Source organism: Kutzneria buriramensis (assembly GCF_003387475.1).
Classification (GTDB): Bacteria; Actinomycetota; Actinomycetes; order Mycobacteriales; family Pseudonocardiaceae; genus Kutzneria; species Kutzneria buriramensis.
The window spans coordinates 136,834-151,299 of record NZ_QUNO01000001.1 but is presented as its reverse complement, the minus strand read 5'-3'; the positions used below and the strand labels follow the sequence as shown (position 1 = coordinate 151,299).

18 protein-coding genes are annotated in these 14,466 nt (G+C 70.9%); 15 read left to right on the top strand and 3 right to left on the bottom strand.

Annotated features, from left to right (window positions below; genetic code table 11):
• The first annotated feature begins 36 nt into the window (after positions 1-36).
• The 10 genes from BCF44_RS00760 (at position 37) to BCF44_RS00720 (ending at position 8,090) form a co-directional block, all read left to right on the top strand.
• Positions 37-894, top strand: coding sequence for an LmeA family phospholipid-binding protein (locus BCF44_RS00760; RefSeq protein ID WP_170217278.1), 858 nt, complete (start codon positions 37-39; stop codon positions 892-894).
• Entirely contained in the window at positions 891-1,304 is a 414-nt protein-coding gene (locus tag BCF44_RS00755) for a TlpA family protein disulfide reductase (RefSeq protein ID WP_116172116.1), read from the top strand. The genes BCF44_RS00760 and BCF44_RS00755 overlap by 4 nt, the downstream gene beginning before the upstream one ends.
• Positions 1,216-1,497, top strand: a complete 282-nt coding sequence (locus tag BCF44_RS59095; protein ID WP_394468080.1) for a putative leader peptide — start codon at positions 1,216-1,218, stop codon at positions 1,495-1,497. Before BCF44_RS00755 ends, BCF44_RS59095 begins: the two co-directional genes overlap by 89 nt.
• 81 nt (positions 1,498-1,578) lie before the next feature.
• Positions 1,579-2,007, top strand: coding sequence for a DUF4395 domain-containing protein (locus tag BCF44_RS00750; protein WP_116172115.1), 429 nt, complete (start codon positions 1,579-1,581; stop codon positions 2,005-2,007).
• Between the two features lie 34 nt (positions 2,008-2,041).
• Positions 2,042-2,884: a sulfurtransferase gene (locus tag BCF44_RS00745; protein ID WP_116172114.1), complete on the top strand. Its 843-nt coding sequence runs from the start codon at positions 2,042-2,044 to the stop codon at positions 2,882-2,884.
• A 1-nt stretch (position 2,885) separates the two neighbouring features.
• A complete protein-coding gene (locus BCF44_RS00740) occupies positions 2,886-3,197 on the top strand; it encodes a DUF1416 domain-containing protein (RefSeq protein WP_116172113.1) in 312 nt (103 codons plus the stop codon).
• A gap of 162 nt (positions 3,198-3,359) precedes the next feature.
• Positions 3,360-3,989 carry a heme-binding beta-barrel domain-containing protein gene (locus BCF44_RS00735; RefSeq protein WP_116172112.1) on the top strand — a complete coding sequence of 210 codons (630 nt, stop codon included), beginning with the start codon at positions 3,360-3,362 and terminating at the stop codon, positions 3,987-3,989.
• Between the two features lie 3 nt (positions 3,990-3,992).
• A complete protein-coding gene (gene pxpB, locus BCF44_RS00730) occupies positions 3,993-4,604 on the top strand; it encodes a 5-oxoprolinase subunit PxpB (protein WP_116172111.1) in 612 nt (203 codons plus the stop codon).
• Complete coding sequence (locus BCF44_RS00725) at positions 4,601-5,467, top strand: 5-oxoprolinase subunit C family protein (protein ID WP_116172110.1); 867 nt, start codon at positions 4,601-4,603, stop codon at positions 5,465-5,467. Before pxpB ends, BCF44_RS00725 begins: the two co-directional genes overlap by 4 nt.
• Before the next feature lie 58 nt (positions 5,468-5,525).
• Entirely contained in the window at positions 5,526-8,090 is a 2,565-nt protein-coding gene (locus BCF44_RS00720; protein WP_116172109.1) for a glycosyl hydrolase family 18 protein, read from the top strand.
• Positions 8,091-8,238: 148 nt separating this feature from the next.
• On the opposite strand, the gene BCF44_RS00715 is transcribed toward BCF44_RS00720, so the two are convergent.
• Entirely contained in the window at positions 8,239-9,081 is an 843-nt protein-coding gene (locus tag BCF44_RS00715) for an aminodeoxychorismate lyase (protein ID WP_116172108.1), read from the bottom strand.
• Positions 9,082-9,122: 41 nt separating this feature from the next.
• Between BCF44_RS00715 and BCF44_RS00710 the strand changes: the two genes are divergently transcribed.
• The 4 genes from BCF44_RS00710 (at position 9,123) to BCF44_RS00695 (ending at position 12,515) form a co-directional block, all read left to right on the top strand.
• Positions 9,123-9,572 carry a Fur family transcriptional regulator gene (locus BCF44_RS00710; RefSeq protein WP_246014758.1) on the top strand — a complete coding sequence of 150 codons (450 nt, stop codon included), beginning with the start codon at positions 9,123-9,125 and terminating at the stop codon, positions 9,570-9,572.
• Between the two features lie 67 nt (positions 9,573-9,639).
• Positions 9,640-10,641, top strand: coding sequence for a CAF17-like 4Fe-4S cluster assembly/insertion protein YgfZ (ygfZ, locus tag BCF44_RS00705; RefSeq protein ID WP_211352835.1), 1,002 nt, complete (start codon positions 9,640-9,642; stop codon positions 10,639-10,641).
• A gap of 397 nt (positions 10,642-11,038) precedes the next feature.
• Entirely contained in the window at positions 11,039-11,893 is an 855-nt protein-coding gene (locus BCF44_RS00700; protein WP_116172107.1) for a beta-keto acid cleavage family enzyme, read from the top strand.
• A 52-nt stretch (positions 11,894-11,945) separates the two neighbouring features.
• Positions 11,946-12,515 carry an RsiG family protein gene (locus BCF44_RS00695; RefSeq protein ID WP_116172106.1) on the top strand — a complete coding sequence of 190 codons (570 nt, stop codon included), beginning with the start codon at positions 11,946-11,948 and terminating at the stop codon, positions 12,513-12,515.
• Between the two features lie 175 nt (positions 12,516-12,690).
• Here BCF44_RS00695 and BCF44_RS00690 read toward each other — a convergent pair whose 3' ends face one another.
• Complete coding sequence (locus tag BCF44_RS00690) at positions 12,691-13,584, bottom strand: DUF8083 family protein (RefSeq protein WP_116172105.1); 894 nt, start codon at positions 13,582-13,584, stop codon at positions 12,691-12,693.
• A 184-nt stretch (positions 13,585-13,768) separates the two neighbouring features.
• Between BCF44_RS00690 and BCF44_RS00685 the strand changes: the two genes are divergently transcribed.
• Positions 13,769-13,960, top strand: coding sequence for a DUF3073 domain-containing protein (locus tag BCF44_RS00685; RefSeq protein WP_116172104.1), 192 nt, complete (start codon positions 13,769-13,771; stop codon positions 13,958-13,960).
• Positions 13,961-14,029: 69 nt separating this feature from the next.
• On the opposite strand, the gene BCF44_RS00680 is transcribed toward BCF44_RS00685, so the two are convergent.
• On the bottom strand, positions 14,030-14,446 hold the full coding sequence (locus tag BCF44_RS00680) for a hypothetical protein (RefSeq protein ID WP_116172103.1): 417 nt from the start codon (positions 14,444-14,446) through the stop codon (positions 14,030-14,032).
• Positions 14,447-14,466: the final 20 nt, after the last annotated feature.

Sequence of the window (14,466 nt, the reverse complement as noted above, 5' to 3'; positions counted from 1 at the left end):
CGTCACACGAATTTACAAATGTGGGGAGAGTCGGCGATGACCACCACGACCCGGCCGCGCCGCGGCCGCCGGTGGAAGATCCTGGTCGCGGTGCTGTTGGTGCTGGCCGCGCTGCTGGTCGCGGCCGACTTCACGTTCGCCGCCGCGGCGGAGTACCAGGTGTCCAAGAAGATGCGCACCGAGCTCAAGCTGGCGGACGACCCGTCGGTCACGATCCACGGCTTCCCGTTCATGCTCCAGGCCGCCCGCGGCGACTACCAGGACATCGAGATCGAGGCCAACGGCATCCCGATCGGCGACACGCTGCGCGACCTGGAGGTCAAGGCCGACCTCTACGACGTGAAGGTGCCGCTGTCCGAGCTGGTCTCCGGCTCGGCCCACTCGGTGCTGATCAGCCAGGTCGAGGGCCAGGTCAAGATCAGCGCCGCCGACGTGAACCGGGCGTTCAACGCCACCGACGTCGGCCAGGCCCTGGGCGTGTCCAACCTCACCATCACCCCGACCTCGCCGGACACGCTGTACGACACCACGCCCACCCCGACGCCCACGCCCGCCCCGTACACCGACACCAGCGTCGGCGTGCGGCTGTCGTTCTCCATCACCGTCGCCGGCCAGCCGCTGAAGATCAACTCCTACGGCCTGCTGGGCCTGTCCGGCACGAAGATCCAGGTCCAGCCGACCCGGCTGGAATTGGTCGACGGGGTCACGACGTTGAAGGTGCCAGACAGCGTGCGGCAGGCCGTGTTCACCGCGCTGTCCACCGAGCTCGACCTGGGCAAGGCGCTGCCCTTCACGGTGGTGCCGACCAAGGTCGGCGTGGACAGCAACGCGTTCACGGTCAGCGGCAAGGCCACGAACGTGCAGTTGGGCAGCGGGAGGAGCGGGCTGGGATGACCGGGCTGTGGGTGTTGCTGGCGGTGCTGGTCGCCGCCACCGTGCTCGGCTTCCTGCTCCGCGGACGGGACGGCAGAGTGCGGCGCAGCAAGCCCTCGGCGCAGCTTCCCGAGCAGGTCAGGGACCTGATCGACCCGTCGGCTCCGGTCACCCTGGTGCAGTTGTCGACCACGTTCTGCGCCCCGTGCCGGCACACCCGCGTGCTGCTGTCCGACCTGGCGTCCCGCACCGACGGCCTCGAACACCGTGAGCTCGACCTGACCGACCTGCCGGACGTGGCCAGCTCACTGAAGGTGCTGCGCACGCCCACCACGGTCGCCTATGCCCCGAACGGGGCGGAGCTGCTGCGCGTCGGCGGCGTGCCCAAGCGGGACGTCCTGGTCGAGGCCCTGCGCCCGCACCTGGCCTGACGTTCCGCCGGCCGGCTCGGCGCGAAGGCTCGGCCGTCCGAGCTTTATCGATTCACCACTCATTCCAACTGGTGGACAACTCTCCCACCAGGAGGGAGCAGCAGGTAGTGTGCGCCGTATGGCCCAGCTGCTGACCAAGCGACGCGCGGTGGATCTCTGCCGCGTGCGCAGCAGCCTGTGTCGACCCTTCTGACCAGGACGTTCCAGGCCTGAGGCCGGACCGTCCCGCTGGACCCGTCATGTCCGCAGGTCCCCCAGGTCAGGAGGTCTCTCCATGTCCGCGCCCCAGATCGATCCCCGAGGCCCGCGCTTCGGCGCCTGGATCACCACCGTCGTGCTCGCCGTGGTGCTGGCCACCGGCTGGTGGCCGCTGCTCGCCGCGCAGGCCGTCGTCTTCGCGATCGGCGGCTTCCTCGGGCTCCAGCACGCCCCGTACGGCCTGCTCTACCGCCGCTTCGTCGCCCCGCGACTGGGCCCGACCGACGAACGCGAGGACGCGGCCCCGCCGCAGTTCGCGCAGACCGTCGGCTTCGTGTTCGCGCTGGTCGGCACGTTCGGCTACCTGGCCGGGCTCGGCGTGCTCGGCACCGTGGCGACCGCGCTCGCGCTGGTCGCGGCCTTCCTCAACGCTGCCTTCGGCTTCTGCCTCGGCTGCGAGATGTACCTGATCATCCGCCGGTTCGCGCCGGCCACCGGCAAGTAGTCAGCAAACCCCAATCCGGCGAAGGAGCCGATCGATGAGTCGCGAGAACGTGCTGGTCTCGGCGCAGTGGGCCGAGGACAACCTCGACACCCCGGGCGTGGTGTTCGTGGAGGTGGACGAGGACACCAGCGCCTACGACGGCGGCCACATCCCCGGCGCCGTCAAGGTCGACTGGAAGACCGACCTCCAGGACCCGGTGCGCCGGGACTTCGTGGACCGGGCCGGCTTCGAGAGCCTGCTGTCCGCCAAGGGCATCGGCAACGACGACCAGGTCGTCCTCTACGGCGGCAACAACAACTGGTTCGCGGCCTACGCGTACTGGTACTTCAAGCTGTACGGCCACGACAAGGTGCAGCTGCTCGACGGCGGCCGCAAGAAGTGGGAGCTGGACGGCCGCCCGCTGACCAAGGACCAGGTGAGCCGCCCGGCCACCGCGTACAAGGCGCAGGAGCAGGACCTCACGCTGCGGGCCTTCCGCGACGAGGTGGTCGACGCGATCAACACCAAGAACCTCGTCGACGTGCGCTCCCCCGACGAGTTCAGCGGCAAGCTGCTCGCGCCGGCCCACCTGCCGCAGGAGCAGGCCCAGCGCGCCGGCCACATCCCGAGCGCGATCAACGTGCCGTGGAGCAAGGCGGCGAACGAGGACGGCACGTTCCGCTCCGACGCCGAGCTGACCGAGATCTACGGCGAGGCCGGCCTGGACGGCTCCAAGGCCACCATCGCCTACTGCCGCATCGGCGAGCGCTCGTCGCACACCTGGTTCGTGCTGCGCGAGCTGCTCGGCCACGGCGACGTGAAGAACTACGACGGCTCCTGGACCGAATACGGCTCGCTGGTCGGCGTGCCGGTCGAGCTCGGCACTGGAAAGGACTGACATGACCGCAGCAGGGTGTGGGGCTCCCGAGCAGGGCACGACGCTGCCGGCGAACGTCGACCCGGGCAAGGAGGTCGTGCTGACCGGCACGGTCTCCGCCGGCGGCCAGCCGGTCGGCGGGGCGTTCGTCCGGCTCCTGGACGCCTCCGGCGAGTTCACCGCCGAGGTCGTCTCCTCGGAGCAGGGTGACTTCCGCTTCTTCGCGGCGCCGGGCGCCTGGACGGTGCGCGCGCTGCACCGCACCGGCACCGGTGAGACGCAGGTGACGGCCGACGGCCCCGGCCTGCACCAGCTCCAGGTCGCGGTGGCCTGATTCACGTGTGCCGATGCCCCTGACCGCTGCCGGTCAGGGGCATCGGCACTATTCTGTCCGGGTGGAACTTCTCTTCACCATCCTGATGGTGCTGTGCTGCGTGGCCATCGCGTGGTTTTCGGTGTACGTGGTGTACCGCCTGTTGCAGGACCACCGCTGAGCATGACGAGGCCCGAGTTCGGTAGCGGTGACGCCGCGGTCCGCGCCGCCGAGGAGCGCGCGGCGTCGACGCGCGACCGCAACCTCCCGCAGTTCGACGACCTGCCCATCCCGGGTGACACCGCCAATCTGCGGCTGGGCCCGAACCTCAACGACGCCTGCCTGGCGCTGCTGCCGCTGGTCGGCGTGTGGCGCGGCGAGGGGCAGATCGTCTACCCGACGATCGACGGCCCGTTCCGGTTCGGCCAGCAGATCACCTTCGCGCACGACGGTCGGCCGTTCCTCACCTACGAGGCCCGCTCCTGGCTGCTCGACGAGGACGGCAACGTGATCCGCCCGGCCGCCCGCGAGTCGGGCTTCTGGCGGCCGCAGCCCGACGACAGCATCGAGGTGCTGGTCACGCACGCCACCGGCGTGGTGGAGATCTACTACGGCGAGCCGCGCACCCAGACGTCCTGGGAGCTGGGCACCGACATCGTGATGCGCACCGTGACGGCCAAGGAGGTCGTCGCCGCGAAGCGCCTGTACGGCCTGGTTCCCGGCGGGGACCTGGCCTACGTGGAGGAGCGGGCGATGGTGGGCGAGGAGATGCAGCCGCACGTCTCGGCGCAGCTCACCCGCGTTGTCGGCTGACGCGTGCGCCTGCGGCGGTGTGGCCGGCACGCGGTGCTGGTCGAGCTGGACTCACTGGCCCAGGTCGAGGCGCTGCACGGCGCGCTGCTCGTCGCGGACCTGCCGGACGTCGTCGAGCTGGTGCCGGCGGCCACCACCGTGCTGATCGCCGTGCGTCCCGGTTCGGACGGCCTGGCGCAGGCGCGGGCCGTCGTCGAGGCGGCGGACCTGTCGCACCCGCCGGACCGCACGCCGCGGCGGGTCCGGCTGCCGATCTCCTATGACGGCCCGGATCTGGAGCTGGTGGCGGAGACCGCGGGGTTGTCGGTCGACGAGGTCGTCGCGTTGCACAGCGGCGCGGAGTACACGGTGGCCTTCTGTGGGTTCGCGCCCGGCTTCGGCTACCTGGTCGGGCTGCCGGAACCGTTGCAGCAGGCCAGGTTGGAGAATCCGCGGACCAAGGTGCCGGCCGGATCCGTCGGCATCGCGGGGGAGTTCACCGGCGCGTATCCCCGGTCGTCGCCGGGCGGCTGGCGGCTGATCGGCAGCACTACCGCGATTCTCTTCGACGCCAAGCGTTCCGACCCGGCGCTGCTGGCCCCGGGTGATCACGTCCGGTTCGAGGTGGCCGGATGAGCCGCTCGCTGACGGTGCTCCGCACGGGCCCGCAGGCGCTCATCCAGGACCTCGGCCGGCCCGGCAACGCGCACCTGGGCGTGCCGCCGTCGGGGGCGCTGGACGTGCCGGCCCTGACGCTGGCCAACCGGCTCGTCGGCAATCCCGAGTCGGCGGCCGGCATCGAGGCGCTGCTGGGCCGGATCCAGTTGCGCGCCAACGGTTCCTGCACGGTGGCGGTCACCGGCCCGACGGTGCCGGTGTCGGTCAACGACCACCTCGCCGACTCGCATGCCCCGGTGCACCTGCACGAGGGCGACGTCCTCGGCCTGGGCGCGCCGGTCGGCGGACTTCGTTGCTACATCGCGGTTTCCGGCGGCATCGACGTGCCGCCACAGCTTTCCAGCCGTGCCACGGACATCCTCTCCGGCATCGGCCCGGATCCGTTGCGCGCCGACGACGTCCTGCCGCTGGGCGAGCCGCGGGATCTGCCGGTCGGTGTGGACGTGCTGTCGCCGTCGAAGGCGCCGGATCAGCTGGTGGTGCCGGTGCTGCTGGGCCCGCGCGAGGACTGGTTCGACGACCCGGCAGGACAGCTGGCGGCCGGCCGCTGGACGGTTTCCCAGCAGAGCAACCGGGTCGGGCTGCGCCTGGACGGCGACGCGCTGGGTCGGGCCGCCGCGTTCGCGTCCCGGGAGCTGCCCAGCGAGGGCGTGGTGACCGGATCGGTTCAGGTGCCGGCGAACGGCCGGCCGGTGCTCTTCCTCGCCGACCACCCCGTCACCGGCGGCTATCCGGTGATCGGCGTAGTGACCGCAGAGACCCTTCCGCTGCTGGCGCAGGCCCGCCCGGGAACACCCGTTCGGCTGCACCCGCTCCGTTGACGCAGTGGTCTAGTCCACTTTACTGTTCAGAACGGCCGCCCTGGACCGTAGGAGCACCATGCGCAAGCTTGCACTGCTCTCGGCAACCCTGTTGACGCTAGGCGCCGCGGTCGCGCTCGCCCCCCAGGCGGCCGCGACCACCGGCCTGACCGCCACGTTCACCGCGTCGGCGGGCGGCGGCAAGTACGTCGTGGCCAACTCGACGGCCGCGGCGATCACCGGCTGGTCGATCGCCTTCGACCTGCCCGCCGGCGTCACCGCGAGCAATCCGCAGAACGGCACCCTGACCCAGACCGGCACGCACGTGGTCGCCACTCCCGCGTACTACATCAACACCGTTGCCGCGCACGGCAACACGGAGCCCTACAGCCTGGCGTTCTCGGTGAGCTCGGCCGCGGCCCCGGCGAACTGCCTGCTCAACGGCGTCAACTGCGACGGGTCGGGCGGAACGACCCCGCCGCCGCCGACGGCCGCTGTCACGGCGCAGTACTCGCAGTCCGGCGGCACCGGCAAGTACGTGGTGTCCAACAACTCCGACACCGACCTGGCGTCCTGGTCGATCGCCTTCGACCTGCCGTCGGGCACCACCGTCAGCAACGGCCAGAACGGCACCGTCACGCAGAGCGGCACCCATGTCGTGGCCACGCCGGCGTATTACAACACCGTGGTCAAGGCCCACAGCACGACCGAGCCGTACAGCCTGACGTTCACGGTCAGCGGCTCGGGCAGCCCGCAGAGCTGCCGGGTCAACGACAGCAAGTGCGACGGAACCGCCGACGCGCCGCCGGGCGCGCCGACCAATCTGCACTCGACGGCGAAGACGACCAAGACCGTGCTGCTGGCGTGGAATGCCGCCACGGCAGGGGACCTGCCCGTCGCCGGCTACGACGTCTACAACGGCTCGACGCTGGCGACCTCGGTCACCGGCACCTCAGCGTCGATCACCGGCCTGACGCCGAAGACGGCCTACACCTTCACCGTGAAGGCCAAGGACACGCACGGCACGGCGTCGGCGGCGAGCGCGCCGGCCACCGTCACCACCAACGACCCGTCGGCCGACACCCAACCGCCCACCGCCCCGGCGAACCTGGCCGTGACGGCCAAGGACTCCACCTCGATCTCCCTGAGCTGGTCGGCGTCCACCGACAACACCGGCGTGGTGTCCTACGACGTGTTCAACGGAAGTGCCGTAGCCACAACGGTTACCGGCACGACCGCGAAGGTGACCGGCCTGTCACCGTCTACTCAGTACACGTTCACGGTCAAGGCCCGTGACGGCTACGACAACGTCTCCGCCGCCAGCAACGCCGTCACGGCAAGCACGACCGACGTGATCGGCAGCGGCTACGCGAAGGTCGGCTACTTCGTGCAGTGGGGCATCTACGGCCGCCAGTACTTCGTGAAGAACCTGGTGACCACGGGCGCGGCGGCGAAGCTGACGCACCTGTTGTACGCCTTCGAGAACATCGACCCGGTCAACCTGACGTGTCTGTCGGGCGTCACCAAGGGCACGACCGCCGATCCCGAGGACCCGAGCCAGGGCGACGGGGCCGGCGACGCGGACGCCGACTACGGCCGGCCGATGTCCGCGGCCCAGGCCGTGAACGGCGTGGCCGACGACGGCTTCGCGCCGCTGCGCGGAAACCTCAACCAGCTCAAGGAACTCAAGGCGCAGTTCCCGAACCTGAAGATCCTGGTGTCCATCGGCGGCTGGACGTACTCGAAGTACTTCTCCGACGTGGCCAAGACCGACGCGTCGCGGAAGAAGTTCGTCGCCTCCTGCATCGACACCTGGATCAAGGGCAACCTGCCCGTCACCGAGGGCGCGGGCGGCCAGGGCGTCGGGGCCGGCATCTTCGACGGCGTCGACATCGACTGGGAGTGGCCGGGCGACGCCAACGGCCACCCCGGCAACCACACCAGCGCGGCCGACAAGGCCAACCTGACCGCGCTGCTGGCCGAGTTCCGCACCGAGCTCGACGCGTACGGCGCGACCACCGGCAAGCGCTACCAGCTGACCGCGTTCACGCCGGCCGACCCGACCAAGGTCAGCGAGGGCTGGGACCTGCCCAACACGGCCAAGTCGTTGGACATCTTCAACGTGCAGGGCTACGACTTCCACGGTTCCGGCAGCGACAACTCGTGGGAGCCGCACCAGACCGGCGACCAGGCCAACCTGTACCCGGCGACCAACGACCCGTACTCGTTCCACTTCAGCGTGGACGGGGCCGTGCAGACGTACCTGCAAGCGGGGGTGAATCCACGGAAGATGACCGTGGGCATCCCGTTCTACGGCCGCGGGTGGCAGGGTGTCACCGACGGCGGCGCGCACGGTGAGTGGCAGGCGGCCAACGGCGCCGCGCCGGGGCAGTTCGCCGAGGAGGCGGGGACCCGGGGCTACAGCAACCTGATCAGCTCCGTGCCGATGACCGTCTATCACAACACGCAGGCGGTGGCGACGTACGGCTACGACGGCAACCAGTGGTGGACGTTCGACGACACCTGGTCCATCGGCCAGAAGATGGCCTACATCAAGAGCAAGGGCCTGCTCGGCGCGATGATCTGGGAGATGTCCGGTGACACCGGCACCCTGATGACCGCCGTGGACAGCGGCCTGAAGTAGCGCGGTTCAGCCGGCACGTTCCGCGGGTTCGCGCCGCTGCCTGGACCGCGGGCTCAGCTCGATCGAGTCTGTTCATCGATCGAGCTGAGCCAACGGAAGGCGGCGGCTTGGAGGCGAACCCGCCCCGCGCGGAACGCGCGGCAAGAACTCAGTACTCGGACTCGTACAGGGCGGTCAGCTCGCGCAGCAGCGCGGAGGAGTCCTTGAGCTGCTGGCCGTTGAGCGTGTGGATGCGGGTCACGCAGCGGACGCTGGAGGCCAGGAACAGGCCCTCGGCGTCGGCGAGGTCGGCGACCGGGATCGGCTCCACCTTGATCGACCAGCCGGCGCGCTCGGCCGCGCGGAACAGCGCGGCCTGGGTGGTGCCGGGCAGGATTCCGATGGTGGACGGCGGCGTGACCAGGGTGTGGTCGCGCACCAGGATCAGGGTGGAGGTCGGGCCCTCCAGCACGGAGCCGTCGGCGGCGGTGAAGATGACGTCGTCCGCGCCCTCACGGGCGGCGTAGCGGACCGCGGCCATGTTCACGGCGTACGAGAGCGACTTGGCGCCGAGCAGCAGCCACGGGGCGCGCTGGGCCAGGCCTGGCTCGAAGCCGCGCTCCAGGGTGACGACGGCGATGCCCTCGGCCCGCTGCTTGAGCACCTTCTCGCCGATGGGCAGGCCCATGGCGAAGGCGGTCGGCGTGCCGTCGCCGAACTCGGGACCGCGGGTGAGCACCAGCTTGAGGGCCATGTCCTTGCCACCGGACCAGTTGTTGATCACGGCGTCGACCGCCCGCTCCCAACCGGCCCGATCCGGCTCGGGCAGTTCGAGCATGGCCGCCGAGCGGTCCAGCCGGTCCAGGTGCGGACCGAGCTCCCTCGGCTTGCCGTCGACCACGAGGATCGTCTCGAACACACCGTCGCCGCGGAGCACCCCGAGGTCGTCGACCCGCAGGTGCGAGGCGTCGGGGTCCGCGATGGTTCCGTCCAGGAAGGCCAGCACGCGCATGGGCCGAGCCTACTCACGCCGTCGCGTCCTATCCTGGGGGTGTGGAGACCGTGAGCCCGGAGGAGGCGGCGCGGCTGCGCCAGACGCTGCACGAGCGCGGGCTGCGGATGACACCTCAACGCCAGCTGGTGCTGGACGCCGTGCGTGAGCTGGAGCACGCCACCCCCGAGCAGATCTGCCAGCGGGTGCAGCGGGTGACGCCGACCGTCAACATCACCACCGTCTACCGGACCCTGGAGCTGCTGGAGAAGCTGAACCTGGTCCGGCACACCCACCTCGGCCACGGCGCGCCGTCGTACTCCGTGGAGCAGCACGAGCACGTGCACCTGGTGTGCCACAGCTGCGGCCGGGTGGACGAGGCGCCGTGCGAGCTGCTGGACGACCTGGCCCGATCACTCGAACGGGGCAGGGGTTTCCGGCTGGACGCCAGCCATCTCGCGCTGTCGGGCACCTGCCGCGACTGCGTCGAAGCCGAAGAGGAGAACCAGTGAGCGAGCTTGCGAGCGAACCATTGAGCACAGCACTGCTCGCAGCCGCGCGGCCGACGAAGGAGGCCGTGTGACTGCCATCGACGCCCCCGACGGCTCGCTCGACGTCGGGGTGCCGTGGCACTACGGCGACCCCTTCGCCGAGCAGCGCGCCGCCACGCGCTCGGTGGCGGTGGTGGACCGCTCCAACCGTGAGGTCATCGCCGTGCCCGGCGAGGACCGGCTGACCTGGCTGCACAACCTGACCAGCCAGCACGTGCTCAACCTGCGCGACGGCGAGTCGACCGAGCTGCTGGTGCTGGACGTGCAGGGCCGGGTCGAGCACCACGCCGTGCTCACCGAGTTCGAGGGCACGGCCTGGCTGGACGTGGAGCCGGGCACCGGCAAGGCGCTGCTGGCCTACCTGGAGTCGATGAAGTTCTGGTCCAAGGTCGAGCCCCGGGACGCCACCGCCGAGAAGGCCGTGCTGTCGGTGGTCGGCCCGCAGACGTCGTCGGTCGTGACGTTCGGTGGACTGACCCGGCCGATGCCGTGGGGCGCGGACCTGCTGGTATCGCGCGCCGACAAGGACGCGGAGTTCGCCCGGCTGGTGGAGGCCGGCGCGACGCCGGCCGGCACGCTGGCGTTCGAGGCGCTGCGGGTGGAGCTGCTGCGGCCGCGCCTGGGCGTGGACACCGACGACCGCACGATCCCGCACGAAGTGCGCTGGATCGGCACCGCCGTGCACCTCAACAAGGGCTGCTACCGCGGCCAGGAGACCGTCTCCAAGGTCGAGAACGTGGGCCGGCCGCCGCGCCGGATGCTGCTGCTGCACCTGGACGGCTCGCTGGACGCGCTGCCCGAGACCGGCGACCCGGTGCTGCTGGACGGCAAGGTCGTCGGCCGGATCGGGACCGCGGTCCGGCACCACGAGCTGGGGCCGATCGCGCTGGCGTTGATCAAGCGGTCGGTGCCGCTGGACGCCCAGCTGGTCACCGGCGAGGAGTCGGTCGCCGCCTCCATCGACCCGGATTCGGTGCCGCCGGACAACGCGGCGCTCGGCCGCGAGGCCGTCCGCAATCTGGGCCGCTAGGGCAGGTCCACGAACACCGCGAGGCTGCCGGACGGCTGGGAGCCGCCGGGTTCCTCGATCGATTGCCGCAGCCGTCGACCGACAATTCGAGCGCGTCCCGAAAATGCGAGGAACAGGCATTCCGGGCGACCGCCGAAGCGAGGGTATTCCGAACGCCGACACCCCACCGGAACCGGCGGCGTAGTTGTCGCCGCGTCGAATCGCACAACGAAATCCGACGCCCACATCCACCTTTGGGGAGGGAATACCTCGCCGTGCTGCAACTGGTGGATCAGCCCGGCCAACCAGTTCAACGCCAACTGCTCGGCGCACTCGGGTCACCTGCGGTCGGGGCCGACGACGAGATCACAGGTGGCTCCCGCCTCACGGCGGGGTCACCCGTGCGAGGATCGGCGGCATGTCAGCGTCGACACCGCGACCCGGTTCGCACGGCACCCTCATCACCGTTGCCCCGACCGGCGCCGAACACGCCAAGGCGGACGTGCCCAACCTCCCGGTCACCCTGGACGAGCTGGTCAGCACGGCCAAGGACTGCGAGCGCGTGGGCGCCTCGATGATCCACGTGCACATCCGCGGCACGGACACCAAGCCCACCCTGGACCTCGGCCTGCTCAAGGCCACCGTGTCCGCGCTGCGCGCGGAGACCGACCTGGTGGTGCAGCTGTCCACCGGCGGCGCGGTCACCGACCCGGAGGAGAACCGGCTGCGCGTGCTGGAGGCCGGGCCCGACTCGGCGTCCTGCACGATGGGCACGGTCAACTTCGGCGACGACGTGTTCATGAACCGCTGGGAGTTCATCGTCGAGCTGCACAAGCGGATGCAGGACCGCGGCATCGTGCCCGAGTACGAGATCTTCGACCTGGGCCAGCTGACCAGCCTGCGCCGGCTGCTCGACCAGCACGGCCTGCCCGCCGGCGGGCACGTGCACGTCGACCTGGTGATGGGCGTGCCCGGCGGCATGCCCGGCGACACCGAGACGCTCGCCGCCGCGCTGCGGGCCATCCCCGAGGGCGCCACCTTCTCCGCGACCGGCGTCGGCCGCTCCTCCATACCGGTGATGTTCGCGGCGCTGTCCGCGGGTGGGCACCTGCGCGTCGGCATGGAGGACACCATCTCCTACGCCCGCGGCGAGCGGGTCCGGGACAACGCCCAGCTGGTGGCCAGGGCCAGTGGCCTGGCCCGGATCGCCCAGCGGCCGCCGCTGACCCCCGACGAGGTCCGCAAGGTCCTCGGAGTGCAACGGTCCGGTTGAAACCGACTCCCAGGTGTTGGCGGGTGACGCCCACGTGCTTCAGGATGGCGGTGTGATCGAGGTCCGTCCTGGCGGGCGGCGGCGCATCGACCGGGTGCTCGCGCCGGACTACACGGCCGGTGTCGAACAGCGCCCGCTCGATGAGGTCCGCGCGCTGCGCGACGAGGCGGCGCAGGAGGAGACCGACCTGTCCTACCTGCGCCGGCTGCTACACGCCCGTATCGACATCGTGAAGGCGGAACAGCAGCGCAGAGTCGAGGGCGGCGGCGCCTCCGTGGTCGACCGCCTGGTCTCGATCCTGTCCGAGAACGCCGTCGGGCCGGCCACCGGCCTGGGCCGGTACCAGACCCTGGAGCCGTCCCGCGCCGAGGCGCACCGCCGGCACGTCGAGGCGCTCGTCTCCGACGTGGACCTGTCCGACGTCGCCTCGCTGTCCGACGACAAGCTGGACCAGGCCCGGCAGGCGTTCGCCGCCGAGGAGGCCTCGGTGTCGGCGCGGCGGCGCGAGGTGCAGATCGTGATGGACAAGCTCAACGCCGAGATCGCCGGCCGCTACCAGCGCGGCAGCGCCTCCGTCGACGAGCTGCTGGCCAACGAGCGCGCCCCCCGAGAAGCGGAGTAGTCACCCAACCGTGCGAGGCCCCGCCGGCGCTTCGCACGGTTGCTGGATTTCGATCGGCCACCACACACGCACCCACCGCTCGAGCCGATGTGGCCGATCGAAATCCAGCAAGGGCGAGGCGTCGGCTTACAAGGGGCCGAGCCGCGCGAGCGGAGCGAGCGCCAAAAACACGCAATCAACCGAGCCGTTCCTTGCCGGCCAGCTCGCCCCAGAAGTCGCGGAGCTGCTCGTAGCGGGAGGCGACCTCGTCGGCGTTGCCGGCCTCCATCGCGTCCACGATCGCGTGCACGTCCTGGGCCGAGGTGTCCTCCAGCAGCACCTGGTCGTCCAGCAGCTGCACCAGGCCGCCGTAGTCCAGCTCGACCGCCGAGTGCGGGTGGAAGTGCTCCAGCCAGCGGCCGGTGTCCTTGAGCACCCGGGCCGGGCCGTTGTCGCCGAGGGACTCCCGCACGACGGAGTGCGCCCGGGCCACCCGGCGGCGGGCGTCGGCCATCGCGATCCGCCAGGCCACCTGCCGCTCGCCGTGCTCGCGGGGCGCCAGGATGATGTGCCGGCTCTCCGGGTCGACCAGGGAGAACCAGGGCAGCGGCACCGTCCACGTGGTCGACACCACATGCACCGCGCCGCCGGCCAGCTCCGCCATCACCGCGCCCGCCCTGGTCCGGGCGATGTCGGCCGGGATGGTCAGGGCGGCCGCCTTCAACACGCCCGACGACGTGCTCAGGAAGCCGGCCAGCGCCGCCGCCGAGCGGGCGCGCACGTCCAGCGGGCAGACCAGCGGTCCGGGGCCCACGGTGGCGCTGTCGCTGGTCGGCACCTCGGCCGGGTCCAGCACCATCACGTCCAGCGGCGCGTTGGGCGCGGGGCGGCCGTCGGAGAGCTCGCCCGGCAGCAGCCGCGGCGGCGTCGCCAGCTGTGACCGGAGCCACAATTCCCGCTCGCGGTCGCCGGCGTCCGCCCGGCTCAGCGGGCCGTCGTCGACGGCCTGGCGCAACCGGGCGGCCAACGGAGCGTCGAAGGCCGACAACGGTTCGTACACTCGCAGGTAAGCGGAGAACGGGCGGGGCACCCCCGAATCGTGCCACGACCGGCGGCCCGACCGGGCGTCGGCGAGGTGTCGCGCGGTCCACAAGCAAGCCGCGTCGCATCGAACCCCATCGACACGGTACGGTAGTTACCAGGAACCAGTTGTCGTGACGAGTGGGGCCGCCGATCCCCCGGCCGCCCCCGTCCCTGTGCGAGGGGGTCGAGCCATGGGGCGCGGCCGAGCGAAGGCCAAGCAAACGAAGGTGGCCCGAGAGCTCAAGTACAGCTCCCACAACACGGACTTCGACGCCCTTCAGCGTGAGCTGTCGGGCTCGGGACAGTCCACTGTGGGTCCGCCGGACGATGAGCACACGGAAGACCCGTACGACGATTACGACGACGACGAATACCGTCGTTGACGCGTCTGCGACGTGGCGAGGGTTGAGCTGCCGGGCATCCGGCGGCTCAGCCCTCCCTTTTGGCTGTGCTCATACCCGGTAGTCACCGATCCGGCAGGACCAGTGACCCGGGTCGTACGGGCATAGCCACACGGCGACCTCACGCACCTCCGGCGTCAGCGGGTGCTGGTGCCCCGGACACGGCGGCAGCGGCTGGCCGTACTCCTCGACGAACGCGTCCTGGAGCCGCGCCGCCAGCTCCCCGCGCAGCTGCTCCACGTTGCCCTGGAGCATGCGCACCGGCAGGCCGAAGGCCGTGCGCCGGACGAAGTCGAACCAGACCGTGAAGGTCAGCAGCGGGCGGCCGGTCGGGTCGCCGACCTCGATCCGCAGCTCCGGACGCACCGCGGGCAGCCCCGCAGCGACGTCGTCGACGATGTCCTCGACCATGCGGCGGAAGCCGTCCGGGAAGTGGTCCGGGCAGAGCACCGGCACGCGCGAGTCCATCGCGCCCGACGATAGCCGCA